17 protein-coding genes are annotated in these 17,889 nt (G+C 51.7%); 11 read left to right on the top strand and 6 right to left on the bottom strand.

Annotation, left to right across the window (positions count from 1 at the left end; all coding sequences use genetic code 11):
* Positions 1–111 precede the first annotated feature (111 nt).
* A complete protein-coding gene (locus GY634_RS01010) occupies positions 112–2,733 on the top strand; it encodes a GDYXXLXY domain-containing protein (RefSeq protein ID WP_166406717.1) in 2,622 nt (873 codons plus the stop codon).
* Here GY634_RS01010 and GY634_RS01015 read toward each other — a convergent pair.
* Both GY634_RS01015 and GY634_RS01020 read right to left on the bottom strand, forming a co-directional pair.
* Entirely contained in the window at positions 2,730–3,191 is a 462-nt protein-coding gene (locus tag GY634_RS01015; protein WP_166406718.1) for a Smg family protein, read from the bottom strand. The two genes, GY634_RS01010 and GY634_RS01015, sit on opposite strands and share 4 nt — an antisense overlap.
* 117 nt (positions 3,192–3,308) lie before the next feature.
* Positions 3,309–4,238: a LysR family transcriptional regulator gene (locus tag GY634_RS01020; protein WP_166406719.1), complete on the bottom strand. Its 930-nt coding sequence runs from the start codon at positions 4,236–4,238 to the stop codon at positions 3,309–3,311.
* 247 nt (positions 4,239–4,485) lie between these two features.
* On the opposite strand from GY634_RS01020, the gene GY634_RS01025 reads away from it, so the two are divergent.
* On the top strand, positions 4,486–4,956 hold the full coding sequence (locus GY634_RS01025) for a DUF4148 domain-containing protein (protein WP_166406720.1): 471 nt from the start codon (positions 4,486–4,488) through the stop codon (positions 4,954–4,956).
* A 33-nt stretch (positions 4,957–4,989) separates the two neighbouring features.
* On the opposite strand, the gene GY634_RS01030 is transcribed toward GY634_RS01025, so the two are convergent.
* Both GY634_RS01030 and GY634_RS01035 read right to left on the bottom strand, forming a co-directional pair.
* Positions 4,990–5,418, bottom strand: a complete 429-nt coding sequence (locus GY634_RS01030) for a YbaN family protein (protein WP_166406721.1) — start codon at positions 5,416–5,418, stop codon at positions 4,990–4,992.
* 6 nt (positions 5,419–5,424) lie between these two features.
* A complete protein-coding gene (locus GY634_RS01035) occupies positions 5,425–6,435 on the bottom strand; it encodes an acyltransferase (protein WP_166406722.1) in 1,011 nt (336 codons plus the stop codon).
* Between the two features lie 171 nt (positions 6,436–6,606).
* Between GY634_RS01035 and GY634_RS01040 the strand changes: the two genes are divergently transcribed.
* The 6 genes from GY634_RS01040 to GY634_RS01065 are packed head-to-tail and all read left to right on the top strand — an operon-like array spanning position 6,607 to position 12,310.
* Positions 6,607–7,377 carry a DeoR/GlpR family DNA-binding transcription regulator gene (locus GY634_RS01040; RefSeq protein WP_166406723.1) on the top strand — a complete coding sequence of 257 codons (771 nt, stop codon included), beginning with the start codon at positions 6,607–6,609 and terminating at the stop codon, positions 7,375–7,377.
* Positions 7,374–8,444 (top strand): ABC transporter ATP-binding protein, encoded by a 1,071-nt coding sequence (locus GY634_RS01045; protein ID WP_166406724.1) that lies wholly within the window; start codon positions 7,374–7,376, stop codon positions 8,442–8,444. Before GY634_RS01040 ends, GY634_RS01045 begins: the two co-directional genes overlap by 4 nt.
* 18 nt (positions 8,445–8,462) lie before the next feature.
* On the top strand, positions 8,463–9,725 hold the full coding sequence (locus GY634_RS01050) for an ABC transporter substrate-binding protein (RefSeq protein ID WP_166406725.1): 1,263 nt from the start codon (positions 8,463–8,465) through the stop codon (positions 9,723–9,725).
* Between the two features lie 12 nt (positions 9,726–9,737).
* Entirely contained in the window at positions 9,738–10,625 is an 888-nt protein-coding gene (locus GY634_RS01055) for a carbohydrate ABC transporter permease (protein WP_166406726.1), read from the top strand.
* Between the two features lie 5 nt (positions 10,626–10,630).
* Positions 10,631–11,482 (top strand): carbohydrate ABC transporter permease, encoded by an 852-nt coding sequence (locus GY634_RS01060; protein WP_166407122.1) that lies wholly within the window; start codon positions 10,631–10,633, stop codon positions 11,480–11,482.
* Positions 11,483–11,491: 9 nt separating this feature from the next.
* On the top strand, positions 11,492–12,310 hold the full coding sequence (locus GY634_RS01065; protein ID WP_166406727.1) for a phosphodiesterase: 819 nt from the start codon (positions 11,492–11,494) through the stop codon (positions 12,308–12,310).
* Here GY634_RS01065 and GY634_RS01070 read toward each other — a convergent pair.
* Both GY634_RS01070 and GY634_RS01075 read right to left on the bottom strand, forming a co-directional pair.
* A complete protein-coding gene (locus GY634_RS01070) occupies positions 12,307–13,014 on the bottom strand; it encodes a GntR family transcriptional regulator (protein ID WP_166406728.1) in 708 nt (235 codons plus the stop codon). The two genes, GY634_RS01065 and GY634_RS01070, sit on opposite strands and share 4 nt — an antisense overlap.
* A gap of 85 nt (positions 13,015–13,099) precedes the next feature.
* Entirely contained in the window at positions 13,100–13,840 is a 741-nt protein-coding gene (locus GY634_RS01075) for a sulfite exporter TauE/SafE family protein (protein ID WP_166406729.1), read from the bottom strand.
* A 183-nt stretch (positions 13,841–14,023) separates the two neighbouring features.
* On the opposite strand from GY634_RS01075, the gene GY634_RS01080 reads away from it, so the two are divergent.
* From GY634_RS01080 to GY634_RS01090, 3 genes are all read left to right on the top strand, one after another.
* Positions 14,024–15,538 carry a hypothetical protein gene (locus GY634_RS01080; RefSeq protein ID WP_166406730.1) on the top strand — a complete coding sequence of 505 codons (1,515 nt, stop codon included), beginning with the start codon at positions 14,024–14,026 and terminating at the stop codon, positions 15,536–15,538.
* Between the two features lie 9 nt (positions 15,539–15,547).
* Complete coding sequence (locus GY634_RS01085; RefSeq protein ID WP_166406731.1) at positions 15,548–17,023, top strand: gamma-glutamyltransferase family protein; 1,476 nt, start codon at positions 15,548–15,550, stop codon at positions 17,021–17,023.
* Positions 17,024–17,149: 126 nt separating this feature from the next.
* Entirely contained in the window at positions 17,150–17,884 is a 735-nt protein-coding gene (locus GY634_RS01090; protein ID WP_166406732.1) for an iron-containing redox enzyme family protein, read from the top strand.
* Positions 17,885–17,889: the final 5 nt, after the last annotated feature.

The raw sequence follows: 17,889 nt of genomic DNA on the forward strand, positions 1-17,889 counted from the left end.
GGGTCGAACCCCGTATGCGCAAGTTCCAGCCACAAGGCCTTACCATTTTTGTGTGCGCAACATTGTTTGCTACTGTACGATAGCAGAAAAAAATTATCCACACACGGAACTATGTCTAACACTAAATCCCCAGCCTCTGCAACGTTCGGTATGCCTGTTTGGCCTAGGTTTTTATTACGGGCGGCATTGGCATTAGCCATCTTATTATTATGCAGTGCGCTGATTAGTGTGATCGCAGCGAACTGGTCCGAGTTAAGTAAAACCATACGTATCGTGCTGGTGCAGGGCGTGGTAGTCCTCACGGCGGGTGTGGCGTGGGTACTCAATAAGCGCGGGCATGGGTGGTGGCCCGAATACGCGCCTGTACCATTGGTGATGGGTTTATCAGCCGTAGCGGTAGGTGGGCTATGGGCGTTATTGGGGCAAATTTACCAAACCGGCGCAGACCCGTGGCAGCTCTTTGCGGTGTGGGCGCTTACCATTACGCCGTGGCTAGTGGGGCTGCGCTCTATTATCTTAGCCGTGCTGTGGGTGGTGATCGTCAACGTAGCCGCCGTGCTCTTTGGTTTTAACGCCTTAAACATGTGGAGCCGAGTCTACTGGTGGGTAGACGGCCCACTTGCGGTGACCATGATTGTGGTGGTGCTAAACACCTTCCTACTCGTGTTATCCGAGCTATGTCAGCACTATTTACGTGACCCGTTTAGGGTGGTGCCACGTTTGTTGGCCTTGGTGACGTGCGTGGCCTTGTTCTATTTGGTCATGGGCGGCCTGATGGAATGGGAAGATGGTTTCCTGAAATATTGGTTAGGGGCGTCAGCTGTCATGGCGGCAATGGCGTGGTATTACCGCCAGTACTCCCCTGATCAGGTGAGTTTGAGCTTTGTGTATGGTGCTTTTTTAGCCGCACTTGTACCGTTTTTTATCCGTCTTGGTAGTGACGATATTGCGGCGTGGTTCCTCTTCACTATTATAGAAATTGGCTTGGCTGTACTGCTGGCTAAGGACCTGTTGCAGCAGTGGCGTACACATACTGTGCGTGTGGCAACCCCACAAGAAGGCGATGCTGCGCCCACACATACCGATGCGGCCTCACCACCGTGGTTTTTGCGTTTGTTGCGCTTGGGTGCGGTGCTATTGGGCAGCGCCTTGATACTGGTGACGCTGACACTATTAACCGATGCTGAAATCTTCAAACATTCTTTCTGGGTGATGCTGTGCTTTGTAGGGGGCGGCTTGTGGCTGTCACGTCAGGCGGGCGAAGAAGGTTTACAAGATATTCCGGCGTTGTTAGTGATTGTTGGACTAGTGTTCAGCGGTGTGGAATGGGTGATGCAGGTAGAGCAAGAAAATACGCTTTACCCTATGTTGCAGGTGGTCATGGGGGTAGTGCTCTATGCGTTATCACCCGTATGGCTAGTGCGTCTGTTGGCGGCAGGTTGGACGATTATCAGTGCTTTCTTATGGCTGAATTTTCATGGTTTAGTCACTAGCTATTACTATGATTTCCCCTACTTAACGCCGTTTATGCAATGGCAAGTATTTGCGGTGGTGGTGGCGAGTTTGTTAATAGGCGTTAGAGCCCATCAAACACCAGAGCGCTATCGTTACTGGGCACCCGCCATGTGGGCAGGGTTGATCGCCAGTTTGGTGGGTATAGGACTGATGCCCCCAGTGTTGATGTTTGGTGCCACCTTGTCAGAGTGGGCGCTAGGGTCATGGCTGCCAAGCTGGTTACTGTTTCCGTTGCCTGCTGTGGCGTTAGCCGTGGCATTGCAGCGCCAAAAAAGCTGGTCTGTGGTGAGTGCAGCAGGTGTGGTGGTGTGTGTGTTGTTGTCTATTACATGGGCTGGCGCACCAACGATTTCGTTGACCTTGGCATGGCTATTGGTGGCGTACGCATGGCGCAGTCGCTTGTTGTTCGTAGTGATGTTGTTGGCGCTCTTTATTGCGCTAGGCAAACTGTATTACGACTTTGACATTAGCCTGAATCAAAAAGCGTTGTTATTAACGTGCAGTGCTGTGGTGCTGTTGGTGTATATGTTGCTGTTCCGTGGGACAGTGAAGTCGTTAGCCGCCTTCAAAGATACGGATGCTACAGATGCACCTATGCCTAAGGGTATGAAGTATCTACGCCCGGGGCCTGTGATTGTAGCGGGCTTGGTGCTGGTAGTAGGCTTGGCTAACTACAACATTTGGAATAAAGAGCGCATTTTGTCGGATGGCAAAGCGGTAGTGTTAGCTTTGGCACCTGTAGACCCACGTTCATTGATGCAGGGCGATTACATGTCATTGGATTTCCAAGTGGCACGAGACGCTTCTAGGTTAAGTCGCGGTATACAGCAGGACAATATAGACACCTACGAAGGCGATGGCTCGGCGGTGTGGGTGTGGTTGTCACCGCCCGCAGCAGGAGAGCTAGCATGGCAGTTGCAAGCCTTGCAAAGCACGCGTGACGCCGATAAAGCGTATCAACACAACTATGTAGAGTTAGAAGACGGTAGCAATCAAAGCCAGATTATTGAAGTGGCCGTGCAACCTGACTGGGTAGTGCTGCGTTTGGTACGTAAAAATGGCCAGTGGGCACCAGGTACAGATGCGTGGTTCTTCAAAGAAGGCCAAGCAGCGGTGTTTGAGCCCGCCAAATTTGCCGAATTCCGCGTAGAAAACGGTATCCCACTGCTCAAACATATGTTGGATGAGCAGGGGAACGTATTAGCGGCTAAGGATTAGTGATAGAGGCGGTCGCCGTCGTCGGTGACCAATTCTTCAAAGATCAGGTGCTCGACTTCAGCGTCGTTGCTCCAGAGCACAATTAACGTGATGATTTTGATCTTTTCCAAGGCTATAGGCGATTCGTCTATAGCCATGGCGCGTTCGATAATGATCTCGCGCAGGGCAGGTGGCAGCGCACCGGATTGCTCCAAGAAGCTGATGAAGCCCAAGGCTTCCTGACCTAAAAACTCATATTCCAGATCGGTATAGACGCGCAGGCTTTGTTGATGATGCAATGTTTGCAGTGGCTGGTGCTGAGCGGAAGACTCATGCAAACCGTGTAACCAGCTTAATGCATCGTTGATTTCATCGTCCTCAAACCCGATGGCGGCCAACTTGTGTGCTAGAACTTCAGCTTTAGGACAAGCCTGTGGGTTGTAATAGTTTTCAAACAGATAGACAAGAATATCGAACATAAAGCGTAGTGCCGTACAGAAATAGGAAGCGCCAAAACAAAAAAGCGTAAAACCTAGTAGCCACTTTACGCTGAATTTGGGGTGGGGGCAAATAGCACAGCGTGTGAAAAGTGGTGTTTAGCAGGCAGTACAGTTAGCGCGGGCTTCAATATGTTGTTGTCTAGTGTGGTTAATCAGATAATCCAGAAAAACCAAGGAGCGCTGGGGTATATGTTTGCGGCTAGGTAAGGCGGCATACATGTTGATGAAACCTGTGCTCCATGGGTGCAAAACACGTACTAATTCGCCACGGTTTAGGTACGGTGCAGCCAGACCCAACACTACGGATGTAATACCCACCCCATTAAGGGCCGCACGCAGCAATGTATCCGTGTGATTGGCAATAATGACAGGGTCTACGGCAATGCTCAGTTGCTCGTCGGGCTGATTGGGGTGTCTAAACGTCCAATTATCAAGGCGCTCAGAATCACGCAGTCGTAAACAGCGGTGGTTGGACAACTCGGTGGGGTGTTGGGGCAAAGGATTGCGGCTAGCGTAGTCAGGGGAGGCCACCAAAATTACCTCGGATTCCACAATTTTACGTGCGACGATATTGGCATTTTCTTGCACGCTATTGCCCAACATGGTGATGTCAAAATCTTCAATGGGTAGTGCGTACTCAGCACCCACCTGAATTTCGATGCGTATATCGGGGTAGGCCAAACAGAACTCACCCAAAATAGGGGCAACCACGTGATAGGCCAATGCGGGAGGAGCATAAATGCGCAGCTTACCCGCTAATGCATTGGTGTGTGCACTGACTTGGGCATCGGCCTCTTCAATATCCTGCAAAATATGCTGTATACGAGCCAAATAGACTTCACCCGCATCGGTTAAGTGCACCCTACGGGTGGTGCGCTGGAATAAGCGTGTGCCCAGATGGCTTTCTAGGTCGGCGACGTGTCGGGTGACTGCAGAGGGGGACATGTTCAATGAACGGGCTGCGGCGGCAAACCCTCCCTCATTAGCGACACGTTCAAACACGTGCATGGCGAGTAAACGGCTCATAGGTTACCTGTGGCAAAATTTTATTATTTCGTTTTTAGCAATAGTGTATGTCTTTTTGACCTGTTTATCTGATTTAACGGTTGACTTAAAGTGTAGCCATGGATGCAGCGATACAGATTTACAGGGCCTTTGTTTCGCATGAAGTACAAGGCTACACGCAAGAAAGCGTCGAGAAAAGAGCTAACTTGTGTTCAGGGTTGTGTTGCTGCCATCGTCACTATTATTGAAGATGAAAGGAATCATTATTATGAAACGCACATTACCTGTTTTGAGTTTTGCTGTTGCTACCCTATTTGCTGGCCAAGCGATGGCGTTGAATGTGAACACCACTCCTACCCGTGCTGAAGTGCAAGCTGAGTTGGCTCAAGCCATTAATGCGGGTGAGATGTTGTCGGGCGATTCCAGCCAAACTCTGCGCGAAATGTACCCAGCTGTGTACCCATCACAACCTGTTGCTGTCAAAACCCGTGCTGAAGTACGTGCCGAGTTGGAACAAGCGGTACGTGAAGGGAATGTAGTGACTGGTGAGTCCAGTGCTACCCTAAGTGAAATGTACCCAGCGTTGTACTCTGCAGCACAGCAGGACGTAGCCGTGAAATCGCGTGCTCAAGTTCAGTCTGAATTGGCGGATGCCGTACGAGCTGGTGATATGGTGTCAGGTCAGTCTAGCCAAACGCTGAACCAGATTTATCCTCAGTTGTACCCAACGAACTCCTAATCGTGAGTCGGTGGCGCAAACCATAGCGAGCCTTTACGGCTCGCTTTTTTGCGTGGGGGGCCCGGGTCTAGACCATAGCCATAGTAGTACACACAACATGCAGCTGATGGCGAGTAGGCTGATCCACCAATGAGGCGCTAACCATAGCAGTAGCACGGCACACACACTCATGCTGATCAGTGCTGTCCACTTGGCTCGTTTGGTGACGAGTCGGCCATTTTGCCAGTTATGTAAGGAGGGGCCAAAGATACGGTGATCCAGTAGCCATTGATGAAAGCGCGGAGAGCTGCGTGCTGCGGCCCATGCCGAGATCAACACAAAAACCGTGGTAGGCATGCCTGGCAAAATGACCCCAATAATCGCCAAGATAAAACTGCACACCGCCAGAATGAACCAGCACGCCCGCAACCACGCGGATTGAGCACGTTGGTCAGAAGGGGGAGGCGCAGGGGGTTGGGTCATAGTTCGTCAGGTGATACGCGTACCACCGGGCAATGTTCGTAATAGGCCAGCGAATAACCACGACAGCATAAATACCGCGAGAGCCATCAGGGGTGTTTGCCAGACTATACCGGTTTGCGCTTGATATAAACCAGTTTGTTGTGCCAGATCTAAAAAGATGGGGTGAACCAGATAAATCCCAAAGGTGAAAGGTGCCAACATGGGCAATGTGGGCAGTGTAGGGCTTTGTAAAATCAGTTGAAATACGGCTAACGACATCAGTGGCACGGTGATGCTAAAGGTGTCGTAGAAGTAGGTGCTGAAGTGCTGGTGTGACGATAAGAGCGTGGTTCCCACTACGGTTGCAGCAATGCTTAGGCTTAGCACCCAGCCGGGGTACGGAATACGTATACGGCCCTCAAACATCATGCGTCCAGCTAAAAAATAGCTGATGTACGGTAAGAACCAGAGCAGAAAAAAACCATAACTGTTGCCTTGCACTTCACGGTACAGGCTTTGCAGCATGGCCAACACCAGCATAAACAACACAACATAGCGGCTTTGTCGGGCAGAACAGTGTTGGTACAGCAAGCGTAAATAGGGGGCAAACAGGTATAGGCCCACCAACATGTACAGATACCACAGATGGTAGTAGGGCTCGCCGCTGGTGGCTTTACGCAGCCAGGCTTGTGCATCCATGGGCACACCTTGTTGGTGGTACATCCATGCGCCCCAGAATAAATAAAACACAGACCAGAAGCCTATCGCAGGCAAGATGCGTCTACCGCGCTTTTTATAAAACGAGGCAAAGCCTTCGTGTTTAGCAGGGTCTAGCAACAGCACGCCGCTGACCATGACAAAAATAGGTACGCACCAGCGGGTGGCTGCATCGTACAGGTTGGCCCAATACCAATCTTGCGTACCGTAAGCGGCGGTGCTGGTGAGGGGAACCGCAGCACTGTGCAGCAGAACCACCGCTAAGGCTGCCATCCAACGGGCGGTGTCCAATTTGGCGTAATCAGCGTGTGAGTAGGTCATAACGGCTCAGTACAAACTCCATACCCATCACCTTAACAAAAAGGGTTGGACTCTACAAAAATGTTCATACGAACATAATTAACCGTCACAAAAGGTTCATATGGTAGTAATCCGAGCGTAATTTACGCTTTTTACACTGCTTGCTATTCACATGAACAGTTATGCAGGGTTATGAATCTTTCAGTTCGACAGGGTGGGATTGTTGAGTTGCTGCGCATACAGGGCGCTGTCTCTGTAGAGGGGCTAGCAGCGCATTTTCACGTGACCCCCCAGACCATCAGGCGTGATCTGAATGCGCTGTATGAAGCCAATTTGGTGCGTAGGCGTCATGGTGGGGCAGAGCTGGCTGGGCATGAGCGCAATGTGTCGTTTCAAGCACGGCGCATTACGCATTTTCAATCCAAAGTACAAATAGGTAGAGCAGTGGCTGCGCTCATTCCAGATGGCGCCAGTGTGTTGCTGGGCTTTGGTACGACTCCAGAACAGGTGGCGTTGTCGTTGGTAGAGCATCACGAGTTGACCGTGGTGACCAACAACTTGAGTGCAGCGATGCCTTTGAGCCAGAACCACAGCAACAGGGTGGTGATTGCTGGGGGCGTGTTGCGCCAACCTAATCCAGAAATTTTAGGGCCAGAGGCCGAGCGATTATTTAACAGTTTTAAAGCAGATTTTGGGGTGTCAGGGGTGGGCGGCTTTGATGTAGAAGGCGCGTTACTGGACTTTGACATGGCTGAGTCTGACTGCCATAAGGCCCTACGCGGTAATTGCCGCACGCGCATCTTAGTGCTTGACCATTCCAAGTTTGGACGGCTGGCGGCGGTGCGTAGTGGGTCTGTTGATGACATAGATGTGCTGGTAACCGATCTGCCTTTGCCTGATGGCTACAGGCAGCGTATTCCTGCACACGTACAAGTAGTAATAGCGAGTGAGAGTGCAGCATGAGTCAAGCCGCCATCCAATTACAAGGTATAGGCAAATCGTGGGGAGATCATGCTGTGTTAAAGCACATTGATCTGTCCATTCCAGAAGGACAATTTACCGCGTTGCTGGGGCCTTCGGGTTGCGGTAAATCTACGCTGTTGCGCATTATTGCCGGTTTAGAGCAACCCACTACAGGCACGTTGTTAATCGATGGGCACGATGCTACGTATCAAGAGCCAGCACAACGTGGGTTGACGATGGTGTTTCAGTCGTATGCGCTGTTTCCCCATTTAACCGTAGCGCACAACATTTTGTTTGGGTTGCAGGTGCGAGGCGTGAGTAAAGCAGAGCAACACAAACGCTTGCAAGAAGCGTTGGCTCTGACGAATTTGGACGGTTTAGAGCACCGTAGACCGGCACAACTATCGGGTGGACAGCGCCAGCGCGTGGCGTTGGCACGCAGCATTGTGTCGGGGCACCGCATTTGTTTGATGGATGAGCCGCTGTCTAACTTAGATGCCAAATTACGCCACAGCGTGCGTCATGAAATCCGTGCGTTACAGCAGCGTTTGGGGTTAACAGTGGTGTATGTCACGCACGATCAAACCGAAGCCATGGGCATGGCGGATCAAGTGGTGTTGTTGAATGCGGGCAGCATTGCCCAGCAAGGTTCGGCGCAAGAGCTGTACCAAGAGCCTAACAGTATTTTTACGGCCGGGTTTATTGGTAGCCCGCCCATGATGCTGATCCATAGCGACTTTGTGCCGTTGGCCTTGTGGCCCACACGTTATGGCTTTGATTTACCGCACCGCGTGTCCATTGGTGTGCGTCCCGAGCAATTACAACTGCATGAACCTACTGCCGACAGTGTGGCGGTAACGGTTGTGCACCAAGAGTTTCAAGGTGCTGATGCCTATGTGTATGTGCGACTGAAAGATGGCAATACCTTGATTGTGCGCGCGCCGCACCAACTACGTTTTATGGCAGGGGAACGTTGTGGTTTGAGTTGGAACCCTGCGCATGCTTTTTACTTCAGTCAGGATACCGGGGCGCGTTTGCAGCTGGCCTCGCCTGTGTTGGCTGACTAACGTTTAAGAGAGATGGTTATGTTGAAAAAAATTGTGATGACTACGACCAGTGCATTGTTGATGGGGTTAAGCGCCCAAGCGATGAGTGCAGTGGAATTGACCATGTACTACCCCATCTCGGTAGGCGGTCCGCTAACCGATGTGGTGGATGGCATGATTAGCGATTTTCAAGCCGAAAACCCAGAGATTAAAGTGAAGGCTGTGTACTCCGGCAACTACGATGAAACCCGAGTGCGCGCGTTGTCGGCGCTGCGCGCAGGTGAGTCAGTACAACTGTCCGTGTTGGGGGCGTTGGATACGCATGACCTCGTAGACCAAGGTTTGGTAGAAGCCTTTAGCGATGTGGCCACAGACGATCAGAGCAAAGCGTGGTTGAACAGCTTTTACCCCGCGTTGATGGCTAACGGTACTTTAGATGGCAAGGTGTGGGGTATCCCTTTCCAGCGTTCCACCATCGTGATGTTCTACAACAAGGACATGTTCCGCGAGGCAGGTTTAAACCCAGATCAGCCACCTAAAACACGTGCTGAAATGGTGGAAGCTGCGAAAAAACTCACCACAGACAAGCGTTACGGGTTGATGATCCCTTCTACGGGTTATCCGTACTGGATGTTCCAAGCTTTGGCTTTGCAAAATGGTCACCAGTTGATGAATGAAGAAGGCACGCAAGTCTACTTCAACGATCCTAAAGCGGTTGAAGCCCTACAGTTTTTCCAAGACTTAGCGCAAACACATAAAGTCAGCCCTGCTGGCACCATCGAATGGGGCACATTGCGCCAAGCCTTTGTACAAGGCCAAACAGCCATGATGTGGCACACCACGGGTAACTTAACGGCTGTTAAAAACGAAGCACCGTTTGAGTTTGGTGTAGCCATGCTGCCTGCAAACGAAACAGCTGGTTCACCTACAGGGGGCGGTAACTTCTACCTGTTCAAAGGTGCTAGCGACGAGCAAAAAGCAGCAGCGGTGGAGTTTGTACGTTGGATGACAGCACCTGAGCGCGCCGCAAAATGGTCGATGGCAACAGGTTATGTGGGTGTGAGCCCCGCAGCGTATGAAACACAAGCGCTGCAAGATTACGCCAAGACCTTCCCCCAAGCGACGGTAGCGCGTGACCAGTTGGCGGTAGCGTCTCCTGAGTTTGCCACCTACGAAACCGCTCGTGTGCGCGAGTTGTTGTCTAACGCAGTGCAGTCAGCGCTGACTCAGAGCAAGACACCACAAGCCGCGTTAGATGAAGCCCAAGCGGCAGCGGATCGTTTACTGCGTCCTTTTAACTAAGCTGGAACACAGATGAAACCCTTGCGTGTGTTGCGAAAGGAATCGGTGTTTGCGTATTTGCTGCTGACGCCGTTGTTGGTGTTGTTGAGTGTGTTCGCCTTTATTCCTGCGCTGCACACGCTATGGGCTAGTTTGCAAAGCAAAGGGACGGCTCGTCGTCCCTCGCAGTTTGTGGGCATGGATAACTATGACGTCATGCTGGCAGACCCCACCTTCTGGTTGGTACTGAAGAACAACCTTTGGTATGCGGCGGTGACTATCCCTGTGTCTATTGCTCTCGCGCTGTTAATGGCGTTGTGGGCAAATAGAGCGATGAGTATGCGGGCATGGGTGCGCTGTGCGTACTTCACGCCCACCATGCTGCCCATGATTGCCGCAGCGAACTTATGGCTGTTTTTCTATACGCCTGATTTGGGTTTGTTAGACCAGATCACGAAGTTATTTGGAGCAAGCTCCACCAACTGGTTGGGGCAACCTCAAACCGCGTTGGGGGCGGTGATGGTGGTCACCATCTGGAAAGAGGCTGGCTTTTTCATGATCTTCTACTTGGCAGCGTTGCAAACGATTCCGCCGGAATTGCGTGATGCGGCTCGCCTAGAGGGAGCCAGTCGTTGGCAGTATGGCAAACGGGTATTGCTGCCGTTATTGGCACCCACCACGCTGTTTATTTTGATCAATGCGCTGATTAACTCCGTAAAGCTGGTGGATCACCTATTTATTCTGACCAAAGGCGGCCCAAACAACGCATCTAAGTTGCTGTTGTACTGGATATGGGAAACCGCTTTCGCCTACATGGATACGCCGAGTGCCGCTGTGCTGACGGTGATTCTATTAGGTGGTTTGGGGCTGATTGCCATTCTTCAATTCCGTTACGCTGAAAAGCGAGTGCATTACCAGTAACCATGATGACTACTGCGTGTTCTGTTCCTAGTTCCCCCGCCTGGTGGCGCGCCATTCGTACTTTTCCATTGGAAAACGTGGGCGCGTATCTACTGGCTTTGTTGTGGATATCCCCCTTGTTGTATGCCTGCTGGGCGGCGTTTAGAGACCCCTCTGCCGCCTTATCGTTGGATGTGCTGCAGGGATGGACGTTTGAGAATTTCAGCGCGGCGTGGGCACGTGCGCCGTGGCTGCGCTACGTGTTCAATACCACCATGCTGGTGTTAACCATTTTGGTGGGGCAACTGGTGATTTGTACCTTGGCTGCCTACGCATTTGCGCGTTTTAAGTTCTTTGGTAGCCAGTTTTTATTCATGTTGCTGCTGTTGCAGCTGTTTATTCTGCCCGAAGTGCTGATTGTGGAGAATTTCCGCATGGTGTCGTTGTTAGGGTGGACGGATACGGTGTGGGGCATGGGTGTGCCCTATATGGCCAGCGCGTTTGGGGTATTTTTGTTGCGCCAAGCCTTTAAACAAGTGCCCCGTGAGCTAGAAGATGCAGCCCGTTTAGAAGGCTGCTCGCGTTTAGGCGTGTTGTGGCGTGTGTACGTGCCTTTAGTGAAACCGGTGTATCTAGCCTATGCCTTGGTGTCTGTGTCTTCGCATTGGAATAATTTTTTGTGGCCATTGGTGGTCAGCAGTTCCGAGCATACACGCCCGTTAACAGTAGGGTTGTCGCTGTTTGGCGCACCAGAAAGTGGCGTCAGTATTTCGTTGATTAGTGCCGCCACATTGATGACGATTTTGCCGTTGTTAGTGGGTTTTCTATTGTTCCAGAAACAATTTATGCAGGCTTTTCTGCGTGCAGGTATACGTTAAGAGGTAGTTATGAAAATCATCCATCTTTCCGATCTGCATATTACGCCAGCAGGAAAAAGCCTATTTGATGCCGACCCTGCAGCGCAGTTGATGCAATGCATCGCGCACATCAACAAACACCATGCCGATGCGCAGCTTTGCGTGCTGACGGGGGATTTGACCCATGCGGGTCACCCGTTGGCGTACCAACGTTTGGCCCAGTGCTTGCAAGCCTTAAAAATGCCTGTGCGGTTTCTCATGGGTAATCACGATGATAGGCAGGCTTTTGGGCAGGTGTTTACCGCACAAGCTACTGAGTTAGACGGTTTTGTGCAGTATGCCGAGATACTGGGTGACTACGAGGCTTTATATGTGGATAGCTTGCAAGACGGCTACACCGATGGCTATCTGTGCGAGCGTCGCCTACAGTGGTTAGAACAGAAACTGGAGCAGGCGACGCGGCCCATTTTGCTGTTTTCGCACCACCCACTGCCCATGTTGCAGTACCCCGCCATGGATTGGCTGCGTTTAAGTAATGCCGAGCATGTGCTGCCGCTATTGAAGCGTTGTGCACAGCCCGTGCATTTGTTTTCAGGGCATGTGCACCGTTGTTCAGCAGGGGTATGGAACGGTATACCGTTTTTTACGGTAAACGGTACTAATCACCAACATGAGCTGGATTTACATACACACGGTGCGGCGACTTCTACCTTTGAGCCAGCCAGTTATGCTGTGATTTTGCCGCACGCCGAAGGCGTGACCGTGCATTTCCAGCCTTTTGGTTACGACGACTCTGTGCGTTTTCCGTATACGGGCAGTTTAGATGCCTTGAAGTGCCGGCACGCTTAAGCTTGTGATGTGGCCTCGCTTGCCTGCATGTCTTGGTAAGCTTGTGCCGCATTGTGCACGTGCTGCGATGCGAGCAGGTTAGCTAAGTCGCTGTTGCCATTAATCACCGCATTTAAAATCTGGGCGTGGTCTTCCCAGTTTTGGCGCACGCGTTGCAGATTGCTGGGTGCAAACAGTAGGGCCGTGCGGTCACGCAGTGAGCGCATCAGTTCTGTTAAGACGATGTTGCCCGACAAACCAGCTAAAGTTTCATGAAACTCGCGATTGAGTGATTGCAGTAGGTCTAGGTCTTCACGTTCTACAGCGGCTTTACCTTGGTCCAAAATCTGCTGTAACTGCTCTATACCATTTTGATTGCGACGTTGTGCGGCCAGCTTGGCGTTTAAGCCTTCTAGCGCCGCACGTACTTCAGCCATGTTGTAGGCAATATCAGGTGATAGCACCGATACCGAGGCACCACGACGAGGTTCTATGGTCACTAAGCCTTCCGAGGCTAGCTCACGCAATGCTTCACGCACAGGAATGCGCGATACGCCCATTTCTGTAGCAAGTTTGCCCTCTACTAAGCGGTCGCCAGGGTGAAATTCACCACTAAGAATGCGGTCACGCAGTTGATCGCGTATGACGGCGAATAACGAGGCATGATGGTCGCCTACGCGACGGTTATCGGTGCTTTGAGTAGCGCTTAAACTGGTAATGTTCATGGTATGACCTTGCGAATCCTACAGGGACCAAGATTGAATTATACGGTCACCGGACGATTTAACGAATATGGTATACACATGAGCCTTAGGCTACCAATAGGGTACGTACAATAAGTACTACAGCGCTAAAGGTACATACGCTAAGCAATAGCCTACGTATTACCGGTAGGCTTATCTTATGGCGCATTTTCCCAGACAGCGCAAACCCTAACAGCATAAAGGGATACAGCACCACGCTTAGCAGTGCTTGCTGCATGGTAAATAGCCCTGCTGCGATCAGCAAAATCAACGATAAGCTGGCACCCAAAAATAAAATTAGTCCTAAGGATGCGCGCAATTGAGCCGCCGCTAGGTTTTGCATTGCAATGGCTAAGGCCGGTGCCCCCACTGAGGTCAGCGTACCCATAATGCCTGATGCAATGCCAGCTAAACCCATATTTCGTGACGAAGGCAATATACGCAGCCCTCGGGCGCTCAGTGTGACCGCTATCAAGATCATCACGGCAAAACTGAGGTTGATAACCGTCACGGGCAGTTGGGTCATGCCCAATACCGCAATAACAGAGCCAATGGCTCGCCCTGCAACGGCATAACCTACAACGGGTAGCACAATGTGGTGACGCTCACGTAATGCGGCTAATAACGACACGCTACCTCCCAATGCTAATAACGGCCCTGGCACCAGTTCGGGGAAGGTAAGCGCGGCAATAGGCGCGACCAGCATCGCAAAGCCCACCCCACCTACCCCTTGTAAAAAAGCGGCAAGCACGACTAAAGCCGCCATCAGCAACCACGACCACGGGTCTACCAAACTTAGCAATGACATGAACACGTTTGTGTTTCCTTTTTTGTATATGGTATGCAGATTTAATGTTTTAGGTTTGAATTTATCAGAGTTTTCCCCAATTTTTGGGTTTTTTGATGAAGCCTAAAACAAATTGCAGATAGTATACCGACTTACGCAATGCTTATGACGTAAATAAAAACCTAGACAAAGGGGGATGCAGGAATGCCAAACGATGTCGTGCTGAGTGCAGCACATTGGGTGTATCTGATTGGGGTGTTGGTGATCATTATCACCATGCTGTTTAGAGCCAACGTGGTGGTGCCATCCGTTATAGGGACACTAGCGGTAGTCACCGCCATCACAGGAAGCCCCATACAGGGGATTATCAGCATTTTCTCGGCCAGTTTCGTGGCCGCCAAGGAGCTCTTTAACATCTTCTTGGTCATCACCTTTATGACAGCGTTGCTGAACTCGTTGAAGCGATTAGAGGCGGATGTACGCATGGTGGCACCGTTTCGAAAAGTGATGGTGAACAGTACAGCGTCATTTTTGATGATAGGTGCGGCGACCTACTTCATCTCATTGTTTTTCTGGCCTACACCAGCAGTGCCGTTGGTATCGGCCATTTTGCTGCCTGCTGCCATCGCCGCTGGTCTGCCGCCATTGGTAGGCGCAATGGTGATTGCGATTTGTGGTCAAGGTATGGCTTTGTCATCGGACTACATCATTGGTGTGGCACCGGGTATTAGTGCTAAAGCTGCCGGAGTAGCGGCCGATGTGGGGCTTATTGCCGATAGAGCATTGGTGTTGTCATGGATCACAGGCGGTGTGGCGTTGACCTTGGCATTCTTGTTTATGCGTCGTTACTTCAAACCAGCCAACACCAAATTGTTGGATGAATGGATGGGGCAAGCCCCCGACAGTACGTTAGACGAGGTGGAGTCACAAGGTACTTATGACAAAGCTGAAATTGCGCGTGGTACAGCAGGCTCTGAACTGACTGCACATGGCAGTTTGAGCAGCAAAGAACAGCGCTATTCACGCATTTTGGCTGTGATTACGCCGTTGGCATTTTTGGCCGTGATTGGGCTGATGTTGTTGCCTCGTTTTATCCCCAGTCTGCCTGTGCTGCGGGGCGGTGAAGCCGCTGGGTTGGTGGGCGGTGTAGCGTTTATCTTGATGACCATTGCCACCTGTATGGCCGAAGGGCCGCGCCGCACGCTGGATGTGTGCCCCGATCACATGACCGACGGTTTTGTGTTTGCGTTTAGAGCCATGGGTTCGGTATTGCCTATCGCAGGTTTCTTTTTCTTAGGGGCAAGTGAAGCGGCATCGGCCATCTTAGATAGACCTTTAGACCAAACGCCTAGCCTGTTATTTGAGCTGATCTCTGCAGGTCAACAATACATTCCTGAAAACCATTTCTTGGTGGCCTTTGGGGTGCTGTTGGTAGGGATTGTGTCGGGTATTGATGGGTCCGGTTTCTCGGGTTTGCCATTAACCGGCACGTTGGCATCTGCCTTGGCTCCAGTCTCAGGTTTAAGCGTGGAAACGCTGGCGGCGGTAGGACAAATAGGTGCTATTTGGACCGGCGGTGGCACGTTAATTGCGTGGTCGTCGTTAATCGCCGTAGCCGGTTTTGCGCGGGTGCATGTGCTGGATTTGGTGCGTGCCTTAACCGTGCCCGTGCTCGTCGGGATGGCGATATCGACAATCTGTGCTGTGTTGTTCTTTTAGGTAATTCGTATGCAAAGTAGTGAGCACTCATCCGTGCAAAAGTCCGCCATAGGCCAGCAGTGGGCGGTAGCAACCGGCCATCCGCTGGCGGCACAGGCAGCACGCACGATGTTAGAAGAGGGCGGCAGTGCCGTGGACGCAGCCATTGCTGCTGATGTAGTCATGGGGGTAGTAGAGCCCATGGCTACTGGCATAGGTGGCGATTTATTGGCGATGATTGCCAAACAAGGCGAGGCTCCGTTGGCGTACAACGGTAGTGGCGCGGCCCCGCTTTTACTAACACCAGAACACGTGTTGGATCTGCCTAATCAGCGCATTCCGGAACGCCATGTCTTATCTATCACCACGCCGGGTTTAGTGCGTGGGTGGTATGACGTACACCAGCGTTATGGCCGTTTGCCGTGGCGGCGGTTGTTTGATGACGCGATACGCGTGGCGCAAGACGGTTTTGCGGTGGCGAAAGTAGCGGCGCAAGAGTGGAAGATTTTCGACTTTGTGCTGCATAAAGATCCGGTTTGTGCTGCCTTGTATAGGGCTGGGCAACCCTATGCAGCAGGTGAGCATTTTCGTAACCCTGAGCTGGCCGCCGTGCTGCAAGCCATTGCAAACGATGGGCCTGATGCGTTTTACCGTGGTGAGGTTGCCCAGCGTGCAGAGCACGCCATGGAGGCTGTTGGCGGGTTACTGCGCGCTAATGATTTTAGCGCCCACCAGGGTTTTTTCTGCGACCCCGTTCAGGTAGAGCTGGACGATTTTACCCTCTATGAGTGCCCGCCTAATACGCATGGTATGGCAGTGTTAGCAGCGGTGAAACGGGTATGGGAACACCGAAATCAGGCACAGCCCGAAGCAGAATTAGCTTTGGTGCATGCCACTGAGCAGGCCATGGCTCATGCATCACGAGTGGTGTGTGATCCGGCGGGAAACACCGTATGCACGGTGGTGGTAGACAGTGATGGCTTGGCAGTTACGTTGATGTCTAGCATTTTTAAGCGTTTTGGTTCTGCCTATGCGGTGCCAGGCTGTGGTTTTGTGCTGCAAAACCGGGGGTTTGGCTTTTCTGCACCGGGGCATGTGAATGCGCCTGGGCCGCATAAACGCCCCTACCACACCGTCGTTCCAGCAATGGCGTTGCGCCAAGGGCAGTTCTACATGGGGCTAGGGGTAGTGGGTGGTTTGATGCAGCCCCAAGGGCAAATACAGATATGGACTAAGGTGCTGCGCGATCAGCGTAGCTTGGAAGAGGCTATGAGTGCACCGCGTTGGCGCTTGGAAGCGGCGGGGCGCTTGGCCTTAGAGCAAGGTTTTGACGACGTTTGTGCAGGTTTTTTGCGTGAACATGGTTTTTCTGCACCCGACCCGGGTGTGGGCGAATTGGCGGGGCGTAGTGATTTTGGTGGCGCTCAAGCGGTGCAACGCCAAGAAAATGGTGGGTTAAAGGCCGTTTCCGACTCACGTAAGGACGGTTGTGTAGTGGTTGCATAACAAGAATCGGGCAGGGTAATTCCCTACTTTCTTAAATTGTATACCGTATACAATATGTTTAAATCATTTAAGCTTCATGTTTTAGTCAGATGCCGTAGGGCGACGTTTTTAAAAAGGGAAACAGTCATGGACAAACTACTCAACCGCGACGAATTTCGCGCCGCACTGGAAACTGCCATCAAAGGCAAAAGCGCTAACAAGTCTCCATTCAGCATTGCATGGGCTAGCGGCAAACTTAGCCGTGAGCACTTGGCACGCTGGGCAGAAAACCATTACCACTACGTAGGCCCGTTTGCGGACTACTTGGGCTACTTGTACGCCCGTACACCTGCAGAATTTGTAGAAGCCAAAGATTTCTTGTTGGCCAACATGTACGAAGAAGAAATCGGTGGCGATCGCCACACAGATTTGCTGATTCGCTTTGGTGAAGCGTGTGGCACATCCCGCGCTCGTATCGAAGATCCAGACAACATGAACGCCACTACACGTGCGTTGCAAGCGTGGTGCTACGCAATCGCCATGCGCGAGGATCCGGTCGTGGCCGTAGCGGGTTTGGTAGTGGGTTTGGAGTCCCAAGTACCTTCTATTTACCGTAAACAAACACCGACGCTACGCGAGAAGTACGGTTTCACCGATGAGGAAGTGGAGTTCTTCGATCTGCACATCGTGTCGGATGAAATTCACGGTGAACGTGGCTACCAAATCGTGCTGGAGCACGCGAACACTGTAGAGCTGCAACAGCGCTGTTTGCGTATTTGTGAGATCGGCGCCGAGATGCGCTTGCTGTATACCACTGCTCTGTACAACGACTACGTGAAAGACGAAATCAGCTTGCAGGAACTAGAGCTGGAAGCAGCCTAACTCGC

The organism is Paenalcaligenes suwonensis (assembly GCF_011290505.1).
GTDB classification, from domain to species: Bacteria; Pseudomonadota; Gammaproteobacteria; order Burkholderiales; family Burkholderiaceae_B; genus Paenalcaligenes; species Paenalcaligenes suwonensis.

What these genes read in the sequence shown, in the direction of transcription:
- GY634_RS01055 (WP_166406726.1), top strand. Translation starts at nt 9,738, where the DNA reads ATGAAACCCTTGCGTGTGTTGCGAAAGGAATCGGTGTTTGCGTATTTG.
- GY634_RS01065 (WP_166406727.1), top strand. Translation starts at nt 11,492, where the DNA reads ATGAAAATCATCCATCTTTCCGATCTGCATATTACGCCAGCAGGAAAA.
- GY634_RS01020 (WP_166406719.1), bottom strand. Translation starts at nt 4,238, where the DNA reads ATGAGCCGTTTACTCGCCATGCACGTGTTTGAACGTGTCGCTAATGAG.
- GY634_RS01080 (WP_166406730.1), top strand. Translation starts at nt 14,024, where the DNA reads ATGCCAAACGATGTCGTGCTGAGTGCAGCACATTGGGTGTATCTGATT.
- GY634_RS01070 (WP_166406728.1), bottom strand. Translation starts at nt 13,014, where the DNA reads ATGAACATTACCAGTTTAAGCGCTACTCAAAGCACCGATAACCGTCGC.
- GY634_RS01030 (WP_166406721.1), bottom strand. Translation starts at nt 5,418, where the DNA reads ATGACCCAACCCCCTGCGCCTCCCCCTTCTGACCAACGTGCTCAATCC.
- GY634_RS01035 (WP_166406722.1), bottom strand. Translation starts at nt 6,435, where the DNA reads ATGACCTACTCACACGCTGATTACGCCAAATTGGACACCGCCCGTTGG.
- GY634_RS01060 (WP_166407122.1), top strand. Translation starts at nt 10,631, where the DNA reads ATGACTACTGCGTGTTCTGTTCCTAGTTCCCCCGCCTGGTGGCGCGCC.
- GY634_RS01085 (WP_166406731.1), top strand. Translation starts at nt 15,548, where the DNA reads ATGCAAAGTAGTGAGCACTCATCCGTGCAAAAGTCCGCCATAGGCCAG.
- GY634_RS01075 (WP_166406729.1), bottom strand. Translation starts at nt 13,840, where the DNA reads ATGTCATTGCTAAGTTTGGTAGACCCGTGGTCGTGGTTGCTGATGGCG.
- GY634_RS01045 (WP_166406724.1), top strand. Translation starts at nt 7,374, where the DNA reads ATGAGTCAAGCCGCCATCCAATTACAAGGTATAGGCAAATCGTGGGGA.
- GY634_RS01025 (WP_166406720.1), top strand. Translation starts at nt 4,486, where the DNA reads ATGAAACGCACATTACCTGTTTTGAGTTTTGCTGTTGCTACCCTATTT.
- GY634_RS01050 (WP_166406725.1), top strand. Translation starts at nt 8,463, where the DNA reads ATGTTGAAAAAAATTGTGATGACTACGACCAGTGCATTGTTGATGGGG.
- GY634_RS01010 (WP_166406717.1), top strand. Translation starts at nt 112, where the DNA reads ATGTCTAACACTAAATCCCCAGCCTCTGCAACGTTCGGTATGCCTGTT.
- GY634_RS01015 (WP_166406718.1), bottom strand. Translation starts at nt 3,191, where the DNA reads ATGTTCGATATTCTTGTCTATCTGTTTGAAAACTATTACAACCCACAG.
- GY634_RS01040 (WP_166406723.1), top strand. Translation starts at nt 6,607, where the DNA reads ATGAATCTTTCAGTTCGACAGGGTGGGATTGTTGAGTTGCTGCGCATA.
- GY634_RS01090 (WP_166406732.1), top strand. Translation starts at nt 17,150, where the DNA reads ATGGACAAACTACTCAACCGCGACGAATTTCGCGCCGCACTGGAAACT.